We start from the raw sequence: 19,019 nt of genomic DNA, 5'->3' as shown, positions 1-19,019 counted from the left end.
ACGTCCTAACTTTAAGCTCTCAATAATTAGTTCAGCAATTTTGAGCCTCCCAATGGCGACGTCACTATGGGCTGCGGAACCAGAAGATACAGCTAAAACCGGTGACATCGAAGTTATTGAAGTCCGAGGAACTCGCTCTAACTTAATCGATGCACAAAATATGAAACGCGAAGGCGAAACCGTATTAGATGCTATTTCAGCAAAAGATATCGGCTCTTTGCCTGACCGTAGCGTATTGGAAGCGATAGTACGTTTACCGGGTGTTTCTATCGAACGTTTTGCCGGAGCCAATGACCCTGATCACTACGGTGTGGAAGGCAGTGGTGTGGTGGTTCGTGGGCTTACCCATACCCGCAGTGAGTTTAATGGCCGAGATACATTTACCGCGGACTCGGGACGGGGTTTGAGCTTTCAAGATGTACCGCCTGAGTTGATGGGGGGCGTAGAGCTATATAAAACCAATCTGCTGATATGATTGAAGGTGGTATTGCTGGAACCGTAAACTTGATCACTCGTAAACCATTTGACTCCGATGAACGTGTTTTAGCGTTTACCGTAGATGCCACACACAGTGATTTTATTGACGAGACAACGCCGTCGTTTTCAGGTTTATACAGCGAGAACTTTGATATAAGTAATGGTCGAATTGGGGTGTTATTTAACTATTCTAATTCTGAACTAAAAGCACAATCTGACGGTACGCAAATTGGCCGCTACGAATTACAGAATCAACTCGTTGATGGGCAGCAAGTTATGGTGCCTCGCACAACTCGCCTCACTCGTAAGCAAGATGACCGTAAACGTGAAGGGTTTGCAAGTACGGTACAATGGGAGAATGAAGACCGCACAATTCTTGCAACCGCGCAGTTTATTCGTTCTGACTCATCACTAGCATGGACTGAAAACGCAATTGAAATGGCAGACGACGCCGTTATCAATGACTTAGTTCCAGCCGCGGGCACCTCTTTTGAAGTGACCGACCAAGGCTTATTTGAATCGGGTCTAATTACCTCAACAGCGGGATGGCGCGGAAACGACGCCGAACGACAACCTGGTGGCGAATTTGGTGCGCAACATGCCATGATCACTCGTCAACGAAATCAAGATTCGCTTGTTGATGATTTTGGTTTTAACATTCGCTACCGCCCGAATGATACTTGGGCATTTAACCTTGATCTTCAGTATGTAAACTCAACATCTGAAATTTTAGATTTTTCAGTAATGGGTGCAAGCAGAGCCGTCGTTGGAATTGCTCAACACGGCGATGAACATCCAGATATTTCTATTATCAATCCCGCTAATAACGGTGAGACGGGGTATTTTACTAACCCGCACAACTATTTTTGGCGTAGTGCAATGGACCACATCTCAGACAATGAGGGTAACGAATTAGCCTTTGCAACTGACGCGCAATATACGTTGGACGAAGGGTTTTTCACCTCTTTAAAAATAGGTGTTCGACACGCTAAGCGCGAGCAAATCACTCGCCAATCCACTTACAACTGGGGTTGGTTATCTGAAGCTTGGGCTGGCAATGGCAGTGCTTGGTTTGACGCTGAGGGCGATGAATTAGGTGCAAGCTTAAACAATCAATACGAGCAGATTTCGTTTGACAACTTTGCCCGCGGCGGTGTTTTAAATTCAGCAGGCGAAGAAGCGTTTCTATTCCCTAAAGTCTCTTTAGCAACCGATTACACGAATGCTGAAAGTGCTTTTGCTAGCTTAACCCCAGGCTGGAGTGCATTGGGTAGTCGTGATGGCGCCGAAGGCCACTTTATTCCAAATGAAATAAATGACACCGTTGAAACCAGTAATGCCATTTATGTCAAAGCAAATTTTGAGGGTGAAATCGGCGATATTGATTTCAGCGGTAACCTTGGTTTTAGATATGTAAAAATTGAAAACGATACAAAAGGGTTTATTACGTTCCCTGATTCCGTAGGCGATCCGGCTCAGCCAACCACTGACCCAGATCACTTTTTACCAGCTGATCAAGCTGCGTTTGGTGACGCGGGTTCTGTAGAACAAACTGCATCGAGCTCGTATTCAAATGTTTTACCTAGCGTAAACGTCAAGTTTAACTTAACTGATGAATTGTTGCTTCGCTTTGGTTTTTCTGAAGCCATTGCCTTACCAGATTTAGGTAACCTGCGAAACTACGTAGCCATTACCGCTGAAGATCAGGTCATCACCTATACTGGTGATGGCGACGACAGAGAAATCACAGATGCACGATATTCACGTTATACCGCTAAATCTGGCAATCCATTCTTAAAACCAATGGAGTCTTACAGTTATGATTTAGCATTAGAGTGGTATTTTGCCGAAGGCGTGGGATCGTTAACAACCTCTTTATTCTACAAAGATCTGAGCAATTATTTTATTAATGGCTCAGTTGACCGTGAATACACCAACAACGGTTCAACGCAAATAGTGCAAGTAGACGGGGCGACAAATGGTGATGAAGGTTCGATAAAAGGGGCGGAGATAGCGTATCAGCAATTTTTCGACTTTTTACCCGGGGCGTTTAGTGGCTTAGGTATTCAATTCAACTACACTTATATCGATGAAGAGGGTTCACCAAACCCAGGCTTATCCCCGGATAAACCTAACTCTGAAGAAGGTGAAGGCATAGCGTTTGACAACCTTCCATTAGAGGGTCTATCCCAAGACAACTTCAATCTTGTAGGTATGTATGAAAAATACGGTGTTAACGCACGTATTGCGTACAACTGGCGCTCAGATTATTTGTTAACGACCAAAGATGTTATCACTCAGTTGCCTATATATAACAAAGCCGGTGGACAAGTTGACGCTTCGATATTTTATGATGTCAGTGAAAACATAAAAGTCGGTCTTCAAGGCAGCAACTTAACCAATGAAGTTGCACATACAACAATGCAAATAGACAACGACGGCAACCAAGCCTCACGTTCATGGTTTGTAAGTGACCGCCGGTTTAGCCTAGTTGTTAAAGGTAATTTTTAAAACCGAGTGTTTTAATTTGTCGTGAGACCTAATGATTTATTAGGTCGAATCGGTAATTAAATTGGAGCAAAAGCTGCCGCCATTTATGGTTGGCAGCTTTTTACTTGAGGTAAACGTAATGAGTTACACGACGAATCCCAACACCGTTAAGTCTATCGTAATTGTCGGTGGTGGTTCAGCCGGATGGATGACAGCTTCGGCGCTGGCTAAAGTGTTAGGCCCCGAACTATGTGACATCACTCTTATTGAATCAGACCAAATTGGTACTGTTTCTGTAGGCGAAGCGACTATCCCGCAGGTACAGTTATTTAATCGAATTTTAGACATCGATGAAAAAGAATTTTTAGACTTCACCAATGCGACATTTAAACTCGGTATTGAATTTGTTGATTGGCAAAAAAAGGCCACGCCTATTTTCACCCTTTTGGTACATACGGCACCAATATTGACGCTCTACCCTTTCATCATTATTGGTTGAAGATGCAACAACTTGGTAAGGCGAGTGACCTCTCGCAATACTCACTCACGGCGGTTGCCGCATATCAAAATAAATTTATGCATCCGCAGCAACAACAAAACTCACCGTTAGCGGGCATTAACTATGCCTATCATTTTGACGCGACGTTATATGCAAAATTTTTGTCCAGTTATGCAACAAAGCGCGGCGTGACTAAGCTAAACGGCAAAGTGATGGACGTTGGCTTAAATGCCGATATCGGTAATATTCAGACCTTATTTCTTGAAGACGGCCAGCAGATAACTGGCGATTTGTTTATCGATTGTTCTGGTTTTAAAGGGATATTAATTGAACAAGCTCTAAAAACCGGATTTGACGATTGGAGTCATTACCTACCGTGTAACCGAGCAGCTGCAGTACCTTGCCATACAATAACAGCTCAAAACATTACACCTTATACTAAATCAACCGCCCAAAGTGTGGGCTGGACTTGGCGTATTCCGCTGCAAAACAGAATTGGCAATGGTTATGTCTATTCAAGTGACTTTATCGACGATAACGCCGCTCAGGAGGTATTATTACAACAACTGGAATCCTCACCCATCGCTGATATTAATATGTTGCGCTGGACGACTGGAATGCGCAAAAAAGCTGGAACAAAAACTGTATTGCGATTGGCCTTGCCGCTGGTTTTGTCGAACCACTCGAGTCAACTGGGTTGCATTTAATTCAATCAGCTATTGCCAAATTAATGACCTTGTTCCCGTACAAAAATATCAATCAATGCGACATTGATTTGTTTAACCAACAAACAGAAAAGGAATACCTTCGAATTAGGGATTTTATTGTATTGCATTACAAAGCGACTGAACGCGATGACTCTGATTTCTGGCGCTATTGCCAAGCTATGCCGATACCATCAACGTTGCAGCAAAAAATAGAAATGTATAAAGAAACTGGCCGGATATTTCGTCAAGATGATGAGCTGTTTAATGAAACGTCGTGGCTTGCGGTTATGCAGGGTCAGGGGATAAAAGCCAATAATTATCATCCACTAGTCGACAGGCTATCTGATGTTGAAATTCAACGACGACTGCAAAATATTGAGTCAGTAATTGCAAATTCAGCCAACCTTATGCCAGATCACCACGCTTATATCCAACAAATGCTGTCATAACAAAACAGCTAAAAAGTTTTTAAATAGGAACCCTACTGTATTGCTGTAGGGTTACATCAATCTAACTCTCGTCTTGATTTTGCGATTGCCAATAATCTTTTCTAAATTGTGTTGGCGTCACGCCCACCAGCTTTTTGAAAAACGTATTAAACGTTGCCTTACTGTTAAAACCCGCTAAATCCATAATGTCTAACATGGTCATTTTTTTGTTTTGTGCGGTTGTAAGTAATGACTTACTTTCTTCAATCCGATACAAATTAATAAACTCAAAAAGTTTTTCTCAAAGTGACGATTGATAATCGACGACAAGTGACGGGATGAAATATCCAATTGATTGGCTAGATTTTCGAGCGTGAGCAAGTGATTCAAATACGGTTTTTGTTCCAGCATGTAGCGCTCTATTTGGGCAATTTGTTCCGCATCAAATGGCGTTAAATTTTCATCGTGTTTTTCATTGACAAGCTCGGTATCTATGCCTTTAAAAATTGAAGAATAGCCCGCACTAAAAAATATCAGGCCGGTGATCAAAAACATCACAACATAATTTGAAGTAAGGCCAAGGGTTTCGTGGTCGACTAAAATGCCAATTTCGTATGAAAAGATAATCGCTAACGCTACAAAGATAGCGTCTATTCTTATCACTAAAAAGCCGACAACAAGGACTTTTAATCAGGTTAGAATCTACATCTTCTAAAAATGCGACTTCATTTTTTATTTGATTTTGGTAGCGATGTAATTCAATTAAACATAAAACACCAAAGCCAAACCGTAAACTTTCTCGAATAATATGTAGCACCCTGTCGACAGATGGCGTTTCCTCAATGCTATTGCCAAGCAATGCCGCCAGTTTGACTTGATCATCAAGCATCAACCAAGTGTTCGCAAAATATATGGCAAAAAGCACAAACGGCGCGAAGTACAATAAGTCCATTTTTGCCAGTTTATAATCGCGATAAATTAATGATCTGATATAGAGTAAAAGTAAGGGGGCTTCAAGCCAATAGGCTAATCCAAAGGTGAAAAATAAATTTGGCGAATATTCCAAGGCAACAAGTCGAAATGCTTCGCCAAAGTTAATCAAATTATCGAGTGGAATTGCCGCTTGCGTTAATAAAAAAGCAGCGAGTAAATAGTTACTTAGTTTCTTGCCCTTTTTTAAAGTCACGAGGAAAAGCGCAAAAAGTATACATATATACATAGTGAAGATTAATACCAAATCGTGCGTATTAAAGATGACCGATTTCATTAATTGCCTTTACCTTTTGGAAAAATAGTACATTTGGTCTCTAAGAGAGAATATTTCAATACGGTAAATTTATTCACCTATCATAATTAATCACGATGCTAAATATTGCTTTTTATGGTTCAAATAAACACTTTTGCATAAAGTTGTACGGCCAAAGACTATAGTTGAACGACTTTTTCTCAGTATTTTATAAAATAACCGAGTCGATTAAAGTCTGCCACAGTAAATTAGAATAAAAAATCATTCTCAGACAATGACGTTTATTAAAACGTTTTGCAACTAACCTGTAGTTGCAAAGTGTGCAATTGAATAAAAATTGAACCCGGGGAAAAAATGAATATTAATAAAATATTAGCAATTACGTTGCTAGCCACTTTGACTGTCGCATGTGGCAGTTCGAATGGCGATAAATCTGAACCGCCAACAACACAAAATGAACTTCCAGAAGAACAACAGGAAACCACCGTAGAACAAATCCAACTCAACCAAGTCGGCTTTTTACCGAATGAAAACAAAGTTGCAGTTGTACCTAATGTTTCGAGTAGTTCATTTGCCTTAGTTTCAAAGGATACTGGCACCGTTGTATTTGAAGGAACCTTATCCACAGCCGCAAGTTGGCAAGTTGCCGGCGATACGCAGTTTAAGATTGCAGACTTTTCACCATTTAAAACTGAAGGTCAGTATTTCATAAGAGTCGCTGGTGTAGATGAATCTCACAACTTTGATATTGGTTCAACAGTATTTGACCCTTTACATGACGCGGCTTTGAAATCTTATTATTTTAACCGTTCGGGTACAGCTATCGAAGCCCCTTATAGTCAACAATGGACCCGTGCCGCTGGGCATTCAGATGAGCAGGTTAAAGTTCACGCTTCTGCCGCCAGCACAGAGCGCCCGGAGTTAACGGTTATTTCCTCCCTAAAGGCTGGTATGACGCGGGTGATTACGGCAAATACGTCGTTAATTCGGGCATTACCACATACACTTTATTGGCTGCATACGAGCACTTTCCTGATTTTTACGACAACCGCGCGATTAATATCCCAGAAACAGATGACCTAATACCAGATATTCTAAATGAAACTCTTTGGAACATAGATTGGCTTGCGACAATGCAAGACCCTGACGGTGGTGTGTACCATAAGCTCACTACGTTAAATTGGTACTTAGTCAAGAAATGCCAGACGAGGATAAAAGAGACCGCTATGTGATAGGTAAATCCACCGCCGCAACACTAAATTTTGCCGCTGTTTTAGCAATGTCGAATCGCGTGTATCAACCATTTGACACTGCAATGTCAGGTAAACGTGAGCAATGGTTGGCCGCCGCCGAATCAGCTTGGAGTTGGGCTGTAGCGCATCCAATGGAAATCTATCAACAACCCGCGGATGTCAGTAGTGGCGAATATGGTGATTCGTTTTTTAATGATGAATTTGCTCAGGCTGCTGCAGAGTTATTTATTACCACAAAAAACATCGATTACTTTAATCATTACCTTAAGTATCGTAGCGATGTCGCCGTGCCGTCATGGTCTTACGTGGCTTATTTAGCCACAAGTACTTTACTATTTCAGGGTGAAGACATTATCGACCCGGTTAAATATGCCGAGATTAAAGCGGATCAGCTTACTTTAGCCGACAAGCTTGTTGGTCAATACCAAGACAGCAGCTATAAAGTACCTATGATAGCGTCTGACTTTGTTTGGGGCAGCAATTCAGTGGCGTTAAACAAAGCATTGATCCTAATGCAGGCACATAAACTGACAGACGACCAAACGTATCGGGAAGTGGCCATAAACATTCTTGACTACGTATTAGGACGTAACCCGACGGACTACTCTTTTGTGACTGGATTTGGTTCAAAAAGTCCTATGTTTCCACACCATCGTATTTCAGACAGCGACGGCATTGCAGAACCTATTCCGGGTATGGTTGCAGGTGGTCCACACAGCGGGAGACAAGATGGCTGTAATTACCTCTATACCGAACCGGCTCGCACTTACATCGATGACTGGTGTAGCTTCGCGACCAATGAAATTGCCATTAACTGGAACGCACCACTAGTTTATGTGCTGGCCGCCTTATTAGCGGAATAGGTAAAAAGCTTAAAGCGAATTATGGACTGCCTCTGCGTATTACCCGTCATCTCAAAATCGCGAAGCGATATTTGAGATCTCCTTCAAAGCGCTGAGGAAGTTATGTTCTGGTTATTATGAGCCAATTTAAGGCGAACTATGGACTTCCTCTGCACTCGGTTGGAGGTCCCTAATATCGCTGTGGCTGACTAATTTTACAAGCTACGGAGATGACGTTTTTTCTGTTTAATTGGAATGACGGTTTTTCTTTAAAACAACGTGTTATTACACCTAAAGTTCAGGTGACTTTTTCCTTCGTCTAAATCCCCTTAGTTGAGATTTATATCTCGAAGTGAACGGCAGGGACGCCGTTGCAAGGAATGTATTCATGGACGAATTTACATTCCGTCTTCGACGATAATATAAATCTTAAATAAGGATTAGGGATTTGGTCGAAAGCGGCCTTTTGCCTACTTTTTGGGCTGTTGCAAGAAGTAAGGTCGACGCAGTCGAAATAGCCGCCTGCAAGGCAAAGAAAGGCACAGCCTACAAGGCGAACTATGGACTTCCTCTGCACTCGGTTGGAGATCCCTAATATCGCTGTGGCTCTTTTGGGATGACGTTTTTTGTTCTGAACAATTTGAGCCAATTTAAGGCGAACTATGGACTTCCTCTGCACTCGGTTGGAGATCCCTAATATCGCTGTGGCTCTTTTGGGATGACGTTTTTTGTTCTGAACAATTTGAGCCAATTTAAGGCGAACTATGGACTTCCTCTGCACTCGGTTGGAGGTCCCTAATATCGCTGTGGCTGACTAATTTTACAAGCTACGGGGATGACGTTTTTTTCTGTTTAATCGGAATGACGGTTTTTCTTTAAAACAACGTGTTATTACACCTAAAGTTCAGGTGACTTTTTCCTTCGTCTAAATCCCCTTAGTTGAGATTTATATCTCGAAGTGAACGGCAGGGACGCCGTTGCAAGGAATGTATTCACGGACGAATTTACATTCCGTCTTCGACGATAATATAAATCTTAAATAAGGATTAGGGATTTGGTCGAAAGCGGCCTTTTGGTTACATGATCTTAGAAACAAGAGCGGCTGTTGCAAAAGTAAGGTCGACGCAGTCGAAATAGCCGCCTGCAAGGCAAAGAAAGGCACAGCCTACAAGGCGAACTAACGTTACAAGCTGCGGGGATGACGGCGTTCTGCCAATTGACGCGACGTATTTTGCCCTCATTATTATTGCTTTCTTACAAATTGAGCATATAAAAAACGGAGTACGTCGACTCCGTTTATGATGTTTCCAATTTAATTCAAACAGACTTAATTTAACTTGGTTTATAACATTTTGGTTTTTGCGTACTGCTATCAAACATAGGTTTAGTCACTGCTAAATGCTCAGTTAGCTTATCGATACGCGTTTCATTAGATGGATGCGTTGATAAAAACTCCATTGGAGCAGAGTCGCTTAATTTTGCCATGTTATGCCAAAGATCAACTGCCGCTTCTGGTCTAAAACCAGACTTAGCCATAAGCTCTTGACCTATGATATCAGCTTCTTTTTCGTGAGTACGACCATAAGGCATTAATATGCCGTATTGTAGCCCCATACCTAATGCTGCTTGTGAATACTTCTGTACTTGTTCATCTTGACCACCTAATAATACGCCGGCCAATTGTTGTACGCCTGAGGCCGCTTGATTTGAAGACAAACGCTCATTTGAATGCTCTGCAATTACATGCCCTACTTCATGACCCATGATTGCAGCTAATTGATCCTGATTTTCGGTAACATCGAGGATGCCTGTGTAAACACCAATTTTACCGCCCGGCAGTGCAAATGCATTAATTTGTGGAGAGTCAAATAATACAACTTCCCAATCGCCGCTGTGTGCTTCTTTACTCACATTTGGTGTGATTTCGTCCGCCACACACTGCACAAAATTGATTAATGCTTGATTAGTGCTAATTGGGATTTCTTGTTTCATTTGTTCAAATGATTCAGTTCCCATGGTAGCAAGTTTGTCTTTTGACACGAATGCCAATTGATTGCGTCCCGTTGGAGACGTTGAGCAAGCAGAAACAGCCGACATCAAAATAACTAAAGAAACTAACTTTTTATTCATTGATACATCCCAGAAAAATTACAATTGCACTTATCTTGGTTAGCTTGACCGCCTTAATAGCGGATAAAACAACTAACTCAAATTTACTTTAAAATAGTTTATGAGATCCTATCCCATACGCCTAGTTATTTATCACTTTTTACTTTAATTGGTAAGTTGATATATATTTCTACGCCGTCGCCTAGACGACTATTTAATACGATATCGCCACCCAATTTTTGGGTCACAAGATTATAACTAATATGCATACCTAGACCGGTATTACCTTTGTTTCTATTCGTGGTAAAAAACGGTTCAAATACCTTTTCCCAGTTAGCCTCGTCAATTCCAATGCCCGAGTCTTTATAAATAAGGATAATGGAGTCTTGCGAATTGTAAGACGCTGATAATACAATCGAGCCCTTTTTCATGCCTTTAAAGCCATGGGTAAGTGAGTTAGTAATAAAGTTGACTATAACCTGAGACAACAAGCTAGGATAACTCGTCATTTTTATATCATCAGGGATATCGGCACTAATCGAAAACTCAGTATTTTTAAACTTTGGCCTCAATGTCGCTACGGTATCATCGACTAAATCTTTGAGATTAAACTCGCGTATTTGTTCACTCGACTGGTCAACAGAAACTTGTTTAAAACTATTAACTAACTCGCCTGCCCTCGATAAGTTGCGTTGCGCTAACAAAAGTCCCGTCATGGTTTCCTCACCCAATTTAGAAAATTTGGCGTTTGATAAACTTTTGTTTTTTGCTCTTTCTAATAACTCAGCCATCGACTTTTCGGAGTACGACAATGACGTAATTGCAACTCCTAAAGGCGTATTAATTTCATGCGCAACTCCTGCAACCATATTCCCCAAGCTGGCCATTTTTTCCGATTCAACAAGCTTTTCCTGCATCGACTTTAATTGAAACAATGTTTGTGTAATTTCTTTGTTCGCTTCAACTAGTTCAAAGGTTCTTTCTTTTACTTTTTCTTCTAATTCATCATTAGCTAATGTTAAGGCTTCCTCTGCGCGCTTTAATTCATCAATGTTTTTATTTGCCCCGAAATTAACGTTGGTCGACCGGTGACAGGGTCTCGTTCACTTACGGTTCCTTTACCTAGCACCCAAAACCATTTACCAGCTTTATCTTTCAACCGATAAGTGACCTCAAAAGAATCAATACTTTCAAAAATGCTGGCAGTTAGGGCTTTACGCACCTGTCCGGCATCATCAGGGTGAATGTGGGCTTCAAAGTCGTCGCCGCTTTGCATTTCTCTATATTCTGCCGAACCTAGCGAGTTTCGTCGGTGCAAGGTATTTTCTCTTACATTAAAATTCCAAAACTCATCACCACTCCCCACAAAGCCAATGACAATTCTTGCTCTTTTTTACTGATCTGTTGAAAAGTTTTTTGTTCAAATTGACGCTTACGCCGAACTAAAATTAGTACCAAACTCAATATAAATAAAGCAGTGGTAAGATAAATAAAATAAGCGAATGGCGAAGCCCAAGGTGCTGGAGATATGTCAAATTGTAGTGCCTTAGATTCACTCCAATTAACCCCGTCAATCGACGCTTGGACAGAAAAAATGTATGTACTAGGATCTAGATTAGTGTAAGTTGCCAGTCGCCTTTTATGGTCTGTTATCGTCCAATTTTGATCAAATGGTTGTAGCTGATATTTGTACTTAACTTTTAACGGTGTTTGAAAGTTTATCGCACCAAAACCTATGCTAAATGCGTTTTGAAAATAGTCTAACGCTACTCGCTTTGACTTCTCTAGGGACTTGTTCAATAGCTTCGACTCGTCGCCAACGACTACCTTTTTACCAAACAGGTATAAGTCGGACAAATAAACCTCGGGTGCATTTCCAATACTTGGTATTTTTGAAGTATCAAGTTTGGCTACCCCACCCACCCCTCCGGCATAAATAAATTGATCATTTTGAAATAGTGAGTTGGAGTTAAATTCATTATTTGGCAGGCCATCCTCAATACTAAACACTCGTAAATCGTTACCACTTGGCTCAAGTCGAATGATCCCTGAATCTGTGGTTAACCAAATAAAACCATCTCTATCCTGCACTATGCCATAGATGGTTTGGTGAGTAAGGTAAGGAACATGGGTAAAGTGATCTATTTTGTTAGCGGAAATATCTAATAAAGACAATCCATTTGTAGTCCCAACATAGAGGTTGTTTTCATCAGTGGTCATTAAACTTACCACTAAATTTGCAGTAAAAAAGGGGCTGTTTCGCTTTTGCCAAAGTGCTTTTCGACGGTCTTTTGGCTGATATTAAATAAAAACAAACCACTATCAAATGACCCTAACCACACCAATTCGTCAGTAACTTTTAAAGACGTTTGAAACCGGTTTGTTATCCAACTAGGGTCGGTCACCGTTTTGGTTGAAAACTGATCCAGCTTTTTATCTGTTTTATCAAAAGTAAATACGCCATTGCTTCTTGTTGTAAAGAGCAGAGTGTCGGCATTTAATTCAATAATATCCGTTATAAAAAGCTTGAGATCAGATGTTTGGCTCTCAAACATTTTTGTTTTTGCATTAAACTTAGCTAGTGGCCCATTTCGATAACCTACCCATACATCATCACCACTATCAATTTCAATTACTGAAATTTGGCTGCTTATGCCATCGTGCATCATGCCTAACGGATAGTAAGTCGTGATGTTGTTGTTCCAATCTAACTTTGCAATACCTTCGTTACTGCCTTGCCAAACGTCACCCGCACTATCGATATCAATTGCCGCCACACTTGTGCCTATGGTACTCAGCGAATTACCTTCGGAACCGCTATCCGTGACGGCTTCAATCCAAGATGAATTTCGAGCTTGCAAAAATAATCCGTCGTTTTGCGTTCCTAACCAAATCTGTTGACTGGAGTCGACAAAGAAAGAAAGCACTTGATTGACATCAAAATTTGCCTGAACGATTTTTGGGTAACTACCGTCTTTCAACGGCGATTCAATCTGAAACAATGCATTGCCAGTCGTCACCCATAAAACCGAGTTTATGTCTAAATACGCAGCCATAACAGACGGTAATATATCTTTGAATAACAACTCAGTTCTATCCGGCTTTACTGCAACCAAGCCGTAATTAGTGGCTACCACTAGATTTGTTTCATCGATAACTTCAAAGCCATAAATCGTTTGGTTGTTAGCGACGTTAAATAATAGTTTTGGGACTGACTTTGAATCGCCCATAAACTCAATCCTATTTTCTTCTAGGACAACGTAAATACCGCCTTCTGATACTTTTATCGATGTGACATTTTGATTGTTGTAGCCACTTGGAATTAACTTTTTAGTTGCAACTTCAACCCGAAATAAGCCATTCGTCATTGCTACCCAAATCTCACCGCTTGGTGACAAGACAATATCCTGTACTGCGCCAAAGTGAATGTTGGGCTCAATAGGTATAAACTGATTTTTTCAAAGGAATAAAGGTGTAAGCCACTTGCTGTTCCAACCCAAAGATCGCCATTGTGACTAACAAGTAGGTTTCGAATGTAATCGCTTTGCAAGCCTAAAGCGCTTTTTGTCACATTTTGATGAAATATTTCGAATTCGTATCCGTCAAATCTATGAATGCCATTTTGAGTTCCAATCCACATCATACCGGAACGATCTTCAGTAATTGCGGTTATGGCATTTTGTGCTAAGCCATCACTTTTGGTGTAATTTCGCAGTTGCCATGATAACTCTCCCGCCTTTAAAAATGCGGATGCAAAGCAAATTAAGATTGTTAATACGACCACGTAATTTGTTTTATTTTGAGTCTTGCTCAAGCAACCAACTCCAACGGATTTTAAAATAGCTAATTATTAGTGTAGACAAGCATTTGAACTTTCACTAAAAAGTTTACACCTGTTCATTAATTATCAAAAAATACTTTGTTTAATAAGGTTTCAAATTTAATTACTGTGTCCTAAGGTTAATTTAACTAACAACAGGTACATGCAAATGGAAAATAGTGAATCTGGTTTAGCAAATGATTTAAATTTAAAGAGACTTCTAGAACACGCACATATAGGCGTTGTTATTCACGCTTGGGATACCTCTGTTGTGTATGCTAACCCAACAGCCTTGCGCCTAATGCGACTGTCCTATGAACAAATAATCGGTAAAACAGCCTATGACCCGGAGTGGCACTTTGTTGACGAAGCTGGAAAAATCATTGGCGTTGACGACTACCCCGTTAATAAAGTCAAAAATCAAAACACTCGCCTAGAAAATGAAATTGTTGGAGCAATTGACGGCTCTCAACCAGATATTAGTTGGTTTTTGGTCAATGCCTACATGGAAAATAGCGGCAGCCCTGAAACGAGTTTTATCGTAGTCACTTTTAATGACATTACCGAATCTAAACAGCTTTTTTCGTTCAGAGATATTGTTGAAAATACTCAAGATATTGTAATCGTTACCGAAGCAAATCCGATTGACAGTCCTGTTGGCCCCAACATTATTTATGTTAATAAGGCGTTTGAACAACTTACTGGTTATACACAAGATGAAGTCATCGGCGAGACGCCGCGAATATTACAAGGCGCATTAACAGACAAACAATCTACTCAACGTATTCACGACGCACTGGCTAAACAAGAGGCGGTGACTGAAACCTTACTAAATTATGATAGTTCTGGACGTCCATATTGGCTCGAAATAAACATCATGCCGCTTACTAACAAATATGGTGAAGTCACTCACTTCGCGGCGATAGAACGTGATGTATCAGAGCGTAAGTTTCATTTAGAACAACTCAAAACAAAAAATGAGGATCTCAAAGCGCTTAAAGTTACTTTAGAGAAACGAGTGGAAGAACGAACAAATGAATTAATGACGGCTAAGATCACTCTGGAGCAAATCGCATTTATAGACCAACTCACCAATATTCCAAATCGACGATACTTTATCGATCAAGCAACTAAAGTCATTTACTCAGCACAGCGACAAGCGCTTCCGGTTGCGTTTGGCTTTATCGATGTAGACAATTTCAAAAAAATTAATGATAGCCATGGACATAGTGTTGGTGACGAAGTGCTTAAAGCTGTTGCGAGTTGCTTTGCCAATACTTTTAGAAAGGAAGACGCGTTCTGCCGCTATGGCGGTGAGGAATTTGCTTTTGCCGTCATCGTTAAAGAAAATGAAGATACGGAAAACTTAGCAAACCGGCTGTTAGCAGCTGTTAGAAATACCAAAGTGACCATCGAGGATGTCGAAATTTACTTTACAATTAGTCTTGGCATAAAAATCAACCAAGCTACGAGTACGACGGATTTTGAATTGGAACTCAAAGACGCCGATGAAGCTATGTATCAAGCAAAAAAGAAGGTAAGGATAAATACGTTATCGTCGGGAATTAAACTTGGCCTGCTGTGTAAGCCACTATAAACAGCCACTAAAAACAACCACTAAAACGCCCTACCGGTGACAGTTCCGGCAACTTGTTTACTTTAGCCATCTCTAGCCCTTACTGTTCCGAAATAATCCCGCTGCATAAATTTCAGCCATAAAAAAAGGCCACCTAAGTGACCTTCTTTGAATTTAAACTCTCTCTAAAGAGACTTTAAATTACGCAATGATTGACGCTACAACACCAGCACCAACAGTACGTCCGCCTTCACGGATTGCGAAACGTAGACCTTCGTCCATCGCGATTGGTGCGATTAACTCAACAACCATCTTGATGTTATCACCATAAGGCATTACCATTTCTACGCCTTCAGGAAGCTCAACAGCACCTGTTACGTCAGTTGTACGGAAGTAGAACTGTGGACGGTAACCTTTGAAGAATGGAGTGTGACGTCCGCCTTCTTCTTTTGATAATACGTATACTTCTGATTCAAATTTAGTGTGAGGCTGGATTGAACCAGGCTTCGCTAATACTTGACCACGTTCTACGTCTTCACGCTTAGTACCACGTAACAATGCACCAATGTTCTCACCTGCACGACCTTCGTCAAGCAATTTACGGAACATTTCAACACCTGTACAAGTTGTTGTCGTTGTATCTTTGATACCTACGATTTCAACTGAGTCACCAGTGTTTACGATACCTTGCTCAACACGACCTGTTACTACTGTACCACGGCCTGAGATTGAGAATACGTCTTCGATAGGCATGATGAATGGCTTATCAATGTCACGCTCTGGCTCTGGGATATAAGTATCAAGTGCTTCTGCAAGCTCAATGATTTTTGCTTCCCATTCTGCTTCGCCTTCTAGAGCTTTTAACGCAGAACCAGCGATTAGTGGTAAATCGTCACCTGAGAATTCGTATTCTGAAAGAAGTTCACGAACTTCCATTTCTACTAATTCTAGTAACTCTTCGTCATCAACCATGTCACATTTGTTCATGAATACGATGATGAAAGGTACACCAACCTGACGTGAAAGTAGGATGTGCTCACGAGTTTGAGGCATAGGGCCGTCTGTCGCTGCAACTACTAAGATCGCGCCGTCCATTTGAGCAGCACCAGTGATCATGTTTTTAACATAATCGGCGTGTCCTGGACAATCTACGTGTGCGTAGTGACGAGTTGGAGTATCGTACTCGATGTGAGAAGTATTGATTGTAATACCACGCTCACGCTCTTCTGGAGCATTATCGATTTGTGCGAAATCGCGAGACTCACCACCGTAAGTTTTAGAAAGAACTGCAGAGATTGCAGCTGTTAATGTAGTTTTACCGTGGTCAACGTGACCGATTGTACCAACGTTAACGTGCGGTTTCGTACGTTCAAACTTTTGTCTAGCCATTTTTAAGTTTCCTTAAATTGATAATTTGACCTATTTATAGGTCGCAATAATTAAATAATAGTTATCGTCTGCCAGACATTATTATGTCTGCGACATTGTTAGGTGCTTCAGCGTACTTCATAAATTCCATGGAGTACGAAGCTCGCCCCTGAGTTGCACTTCGCAACGCAGTTGCATATCCAAACATTTCAGCCAGAGGTACTTGCGCTTTAATGGCTTTTAGTCCGCCTTATGCATCGTCCATACCGTCAATCATTCCTCGACGGCGGTTGAGGTCACCAACAACATCGCCCATATTACCTTCAGGCGAAATGACTTCTACTTTCATCATCGGCTCGAGTAACTTAGGTGATGCTTTCAAGGCTCCATCTCTGAATGCCATTGAACCGGCAATTTTAAACGCCATTTCATTAGAGTCAACATCATGGAATGAACCATCAAATAATGTTGCCTTGACGCCCAATACTGGGTACCCAGCAAGTACACCATTCTTAATTTGCTCTTGAATACCTTTATCAATAGCAGGAATGTACTCTTTAGGGATAACGCCGCCTACAACTTCGTTAACGAATTCATAGGTTTTGTCGCCTTCTACGCTCATAGGCTCTAACTTCAACCAGACATGACCATATTGGCCACGACCACCTGATTGACGTATAAATTTCCCTTCAATTTCGACCGCTGAAGTAATACATTCTCGATAGGCCACTTGAGGCTTACCGACGTTACAGTCAACGTTAAACTCGCGACGCATACGGTCAACGATTATATCCAAATGAAGTTCGCCCATGCCAGAAATAATGGTTTGGCCAGATTCTTCGTCAGTTGCCACTCGGAACGACGGGTCTTCTGCTGCTAGCTTGCCTAGCGCCACGGCCATTTTTTCTTGGTCTGGTTGCGATCTTGGTTCTACCGCAATAGAAATAACTGGATCTGGAAACTCCATTCGTTCAAGCGTGATCTTGTGATCTGGTGAACACAAAGTTTCACCTGTGGTTACTGCTTTAAGGCCTACGGCCGCGGCAATATCACCCGCTCTTACTTCTTTTATTTCTTCACGGTTGTTTGAGTGCATCTGTACGATACGCCCAAAACGTTCTTTTTGCCTTTAATTGGATTGAACACACTGTCACCAGTTTGCACAACACCAGAATAAACGCGGAAAAAGGTTAAGGTACCAACAAATGGGTCAGTTGCAATTTTAAATGCAAGTGCCGCAAAGGGTTCAGAGTCATCAGCATGGCGTTCGCCAATTGAATCATCTTCATTGATACCTTGTATTGCTGGAACATCTGTGGGGGCAGGCATAAATTCGACAACCATGTCTAGCACAGCTTGTACGCCTTTATTTTTGAATGCCGATCCACATGCACAAAGAACAATTTCATTTTTGAGTGTTCGTTGACGCAAGGCCGCTTTGATTTCTACTTCTGTCAGGTCTTCACCTTCAAGATACTTGTCCATCAAATCGTCGTTAGCTTCCGCAGCCGCTTCGATCATCTCTTGGCGGTATTCTTCAGCTAACTCTGCCATATCCGCTGGAATGTCTTCATAAGTGAATGACATACCTTGGTCAGATTCAGTCCAGTTAATTGCTTTCATCTTAAAGAGGTCAACAACGCCCTGAAAATTATCTTCGGCACCTATTGGTAATTGAACTGGAACCGGTGTAGCACCCAAGCGATCTTTTATCTGTTGTACAACAGACAAAAAGTCTGCACCTGTGCGGTCCATCTTGTTTACAAAGATCATACGCGGTACATGATACTTATCAGCTTGACGCCAAACCGTTTCCGTTTGCGGTTGCACACCCGAAGATGCACACAAAACAACTACTGCACCATCCAAAACACGTAATGAACGCTCTACTTCAATCGTAAAGTCTACGTGCCCTGGGGTATCAATAATGTTAATTCGATGATCAGTAAACTGACCATCCATACCGCGCCAAAAACAGGTGGTAGCAGCAGAAGTAATGGTTATACCACGCTCCTGCTCCTGTTCCATCCAGTCCATAGTCGCCGCACCATCGTGCACTTCGCCGATCTTATGAGAAAGACCAGTATAAAAAGTACTCGTTCAGTTGTTGTCGTTTTACCGGCATCAACATGAGCAACGATGCCGATATTTCGGTATTGCTCAATTGGTGTCTTACGCGCCATAAATTCCTCTTAATGGTTCCA

Annotated in this window: 15 protein-coding genes and 3 pseudogenes; 7 read left to right on the top strand and 11 right to left on the bottom strand. The window is 41.4% G+C overall.

Annotation, left to right across the window (positions count from 1 at the left end):
- The first annotated feature begins 52 nt into the window (after positions 1-52).
- The 3 genes and pseudogenes from PN838_RS17590 (at position 53) to PN838_RS27530 (ending at position 4,622) form a co-directional block, all read left to right on the top strand.
- Positions 53-475 carry a TonB-dependent receptor plug domain-containing protein gene (locus PN838_RS17590; protein WP_272181482.1) on the top strand — a complete coding sequence of 141 codons (423 nt, stop codon included), beginning with the start codon at positions 53-55 and terminating at the stop codon, positions 473-475.
- Positions 472-2,988, top strand: coding sequence for a TonB-dependent receptor (locus PN838_RS17585; RefSeq protein WP_272181481.1), 2,517 nt, complete (start codon positions 472-474; stop codon positions 2,986-2,988). The genes PN838_RS17590 and PN838_RS17585 overlap by 4 nt, the downstream gene beginning before the upstream one ends.
- A gap of 85 nt (positions 2,989-3,073) precedes the next feature.
- Positions 3,074-4,622 (top strand): annotated as a pseudogene (locus PN838_RS27530) (tryptophan halogenase family protein).
- A gap of 61 nt (positions 4,623-4,683) precedes the next feature.
- On the opposite strand, the gene PN838_RS17565 reads toward PN838_RS27530, so the two are convergent.
- From PN838_RS17565 to PN838_RS17555, 3 genes are read right to left on the bottom strand one after another with little or no spacing between them, the layout of a single operon-like run.
- Positions 4,684-4,878 (bottom strand): helix-turn-helix domain-containing protein, encoded by a 195-nt coding sequence (locus PN838_RS17565; RefSeq protein ID WP_272181479.1) that lies wholly within the window; start codon positions 4,876-4,878, stop codon positions 4,684-4,686.
- Positions 4,821-5,159, bottom strand: a complete 339-nt coding sequence (locus PN838_RS17560) for a hypothetical protein (protein WP_272182718.1) — start codon at positions 5,157-5,159, stop codon at positions 4,821-4,823. Before PN838_RS17560 ends, PN838_RS17565 begins: the two co-directional genes overlap by 58 nt.
- A complete protein-coding gene (locus PN838_RS17555) occupies positions 5,125-5,838 on the bottom strand; it encodes a hypothetical protein (RefSeq protein ID WP_272181478.1) in 714 nt (237 codons plus the stop codon). The genes PN838_RS17560 and PN838_RS17555 overlap by 35 nt, the downstream gene beginning before the upstream one ends.
- A gap of 363 nt (positions 5,839-6,201) precedes the next feature.
- Between PN838_RS17555 and PN838_RS17550 the strand changes: the two genes are divergently transcribed.
- The 3 genes and pseudogenes from PN838_RS17550 to PN838_RS17545 all read left to right on the top strand — a co-directional run bounded on the left by PN838_RS17550 (position 6,202) and on the right by PN838_RS17545 (position 7,963).
- Entirely contained in the window at positions 6,202-6,930 is a 729-nt protein-coding gene (locus PN838_RS17550) for a cellulase N-terminal Ig-like domain-containing protein (RefSeq protein ID WP_272181477.1), read from the top strand.
- Positions 6,837-7,079 (top strand): annotated as a pseudogene (locus PN838_RS27525) (hypothetical protein); the annotation flags it as partial. The gene PN838_RS17550 and the pseudogene PN838_RS27525, both read left to right, overlap by 94 nt.
- The gene (locus PN838_RS17545) at positions 7,046-7,963 is read left to right on the top strand and encodes a glycoside hydrolase family 9 protein (RefSeq protein ID WP_272181476.1); all 918 of its coding nucleotides are present in this window, start codon (positions 7,046-7,048) and stop codon (positions 7,961-7,963) included. The pseudogene PN838_RS27525 and the gene PN838_RS17545, both read left to right, overlap by 34 nt.
- Before the next feature lie 1,311 nt (positions 7,964-9,274).
- Here the strand turns inward: PN838_RS17545 and PN838_RS17540 are convergent.
- The 6 genes from PN838_RS17540 to PN838_RS17515 form a co-directional block, all read right to left on the bottom strand.
- A complete protein-coding gene (locus tag PN838_RS17540; RefSeq protein ID WP_215962622.1) occupies positions 9,275-10,072 on the bottom strand; it encodes a M48 family metallopeptidase in 798 nt (265 codons plus the stop codon).
- Positions 10,073-10,197: 125 nt separating this feature from the next.
- Positions 10,198-10,986 carry a sensor histidine kinase gene (locus tag PN838_RS17535; protein ID WP_272181475.1) on the bottom strand — a complete coding sequence of 263 codons (789 nt, stop codon included), beginning with the start codon at positions 10,984-10,986 and terminating at the stop codon, positions 10,198-10,200.
- Positions 10,987-11,090: 104 nt separating this feature from the next.
- Positions 11,091-11,369 (bottom strand): PAS domain-containing protein, encoded by a 279-nt coding sequence (locus PN838_RS17530; RefSeq protein WP_272181474.1) that lies wholly within the window; start codon positions 11,367-11,369, stop codon positions 11,091-11,093.
- Positions 11,370-11,380: 11 nt separating this feature from the next.
- A complete protein-coding gene (locus PN838_RS17525) occupies positions 11,381-12,271 on the bottom strand; it encodes a triple tyrosine motif-containing protein (RefSeq protein WP_272181473.1) in 891 nt (296 codons plus the stop codon).
- 11 nt (positions 12,272-12,282) lie between these two features.
- Complete coding sequence (locus PN838_RS17520) at positions 12,283-13,449, bottom strand: ligand-binding sensor domain-containing protein (protein WP_272181472.1); 1,167 nt, start codon at positions 13,447-13,449, stop codon at positions 12,283-12,285.
- Positions 13,422-13,865, bottom strand: a complete 444-nt coding sequence (locus PN838_RS17515) for a ligand-binding sensor domain-containing protein (protein ID WP_272181471.1) — start codon at positions 13,863-13,865, stop codon at positions 13,422-13,424. The genes PN838_RS17520 and PN838_RS17515 overlap by 28 nt, the downstream gene beginning before the upstream one ends.
- A 175-nt stretch (positions 13,866-14,040) precedes the next feature.
- Here PN838_RS17515 and PN838_RS17510 point away from each other — a divergent pair, with 175 nt between their 5' ends.
- Positions 14,041-15,468 (top strand): diguanylate cyclase, encoded by a 1,428-nt coding sequence (locus PN838_RS17510; protein ID WP_272181470.1) that lies wholly within the window; start codon positions 14,041-14,043, stop codon positions 15,466-15,468.
- A gap of 180 nt (positions 15,469-15,648) precedes the next feature.
- On the opposite strand, the gene tuf is transcribed toward PN838_RS17510, so the two are convergent.
- Positions 15,649-16,836 carry an elongation factor Tu gene (gene tuf, locus PN838_RS17505; protein WP_272181469.1) on the bottom strand — a complete coding sequence of 396 codons (1,188 nt, stop codon included), beginning with the start codon at positions 16,834-16,836 and terminating at the stop codon, positions 15,649-15,651.
- A 61-nt stretch (positions 16,837-16,897) separates the two neighbouring features.
- A pseudogene (gene fusA / locus PN838_RS17500) lies at positions 16,898-18,998 on the bottom strand (elongation factor G).
- Between the last annotated feature and the right edge of the window lie 21 nt (positions 18,999-19,019).

This window comes from Psychrosphaera algicola (assembly GCF_028401425.1).
Taxonomy (GTDB): Bacteria; Pseudomonadota; Gammaproteobacteria; order Enterobacterales; family Alteromonadaceae; genus Psychrosphaera; species Psychrosphaera algicola.
This window is presented reverse-complemented; position numbering and strand designations above follow the sequence as displayed.

Coding starts and splice junctions, on each gene's coding strand:
- PN838_RS17525 (WP_272181473.1), bottom strand. CDS start 12,271: ATGACCACTGATGAAAACAACCTCTATGTTGGGACTACAAATGGATTG.
- PN838_RS17590 (WP_272181482.1), top strand. CDS start 53: ATGGCGACGTCACTATGGGCTGCGGAACCAGAAGATACAGCTAAAACC.
- tuf (WP_272181469.1), bottom strand. CDS start 16,836: ATGGCTAGACAAAAGTTTGAACGTACGAAACCGCACGTTAACGTTGGT.
- PN838_RS17510 (WP_272181470.1), top strand. CDS start 14,041: ATGGAAAATAGTGAATCTGGTTTAGCAAATGATTTAAATTTAAAGAGA.
- PN838_RS17540 (WP_215962622.1), bottom strand. CDS start 10,072: ATGAATAAAAAGTTAGTTTCTTTAGTTATTTTGATGTCGGCTGTTTCT.
- PN838_RS17545 (WP_272181476.1), top strand. CDS start 7,046: ATGCCAGACGAGGATAAAAGAGACCGCTATGTGATAGGTAAATCCACC.
- PN838_RS17585 (WP_272181481.1), top strand. CDS start 472: ATGATTGAAGGTGGTATTGCTGGAACCGTAAACTTGATCACTCGTAAA.
- PN838_RS17550 (WP_272181477.1), top strand. CDS start 6,202: ATGAATATTAATAAAATATTAGCAATTACGTTGCTAGCCACTTTGACT.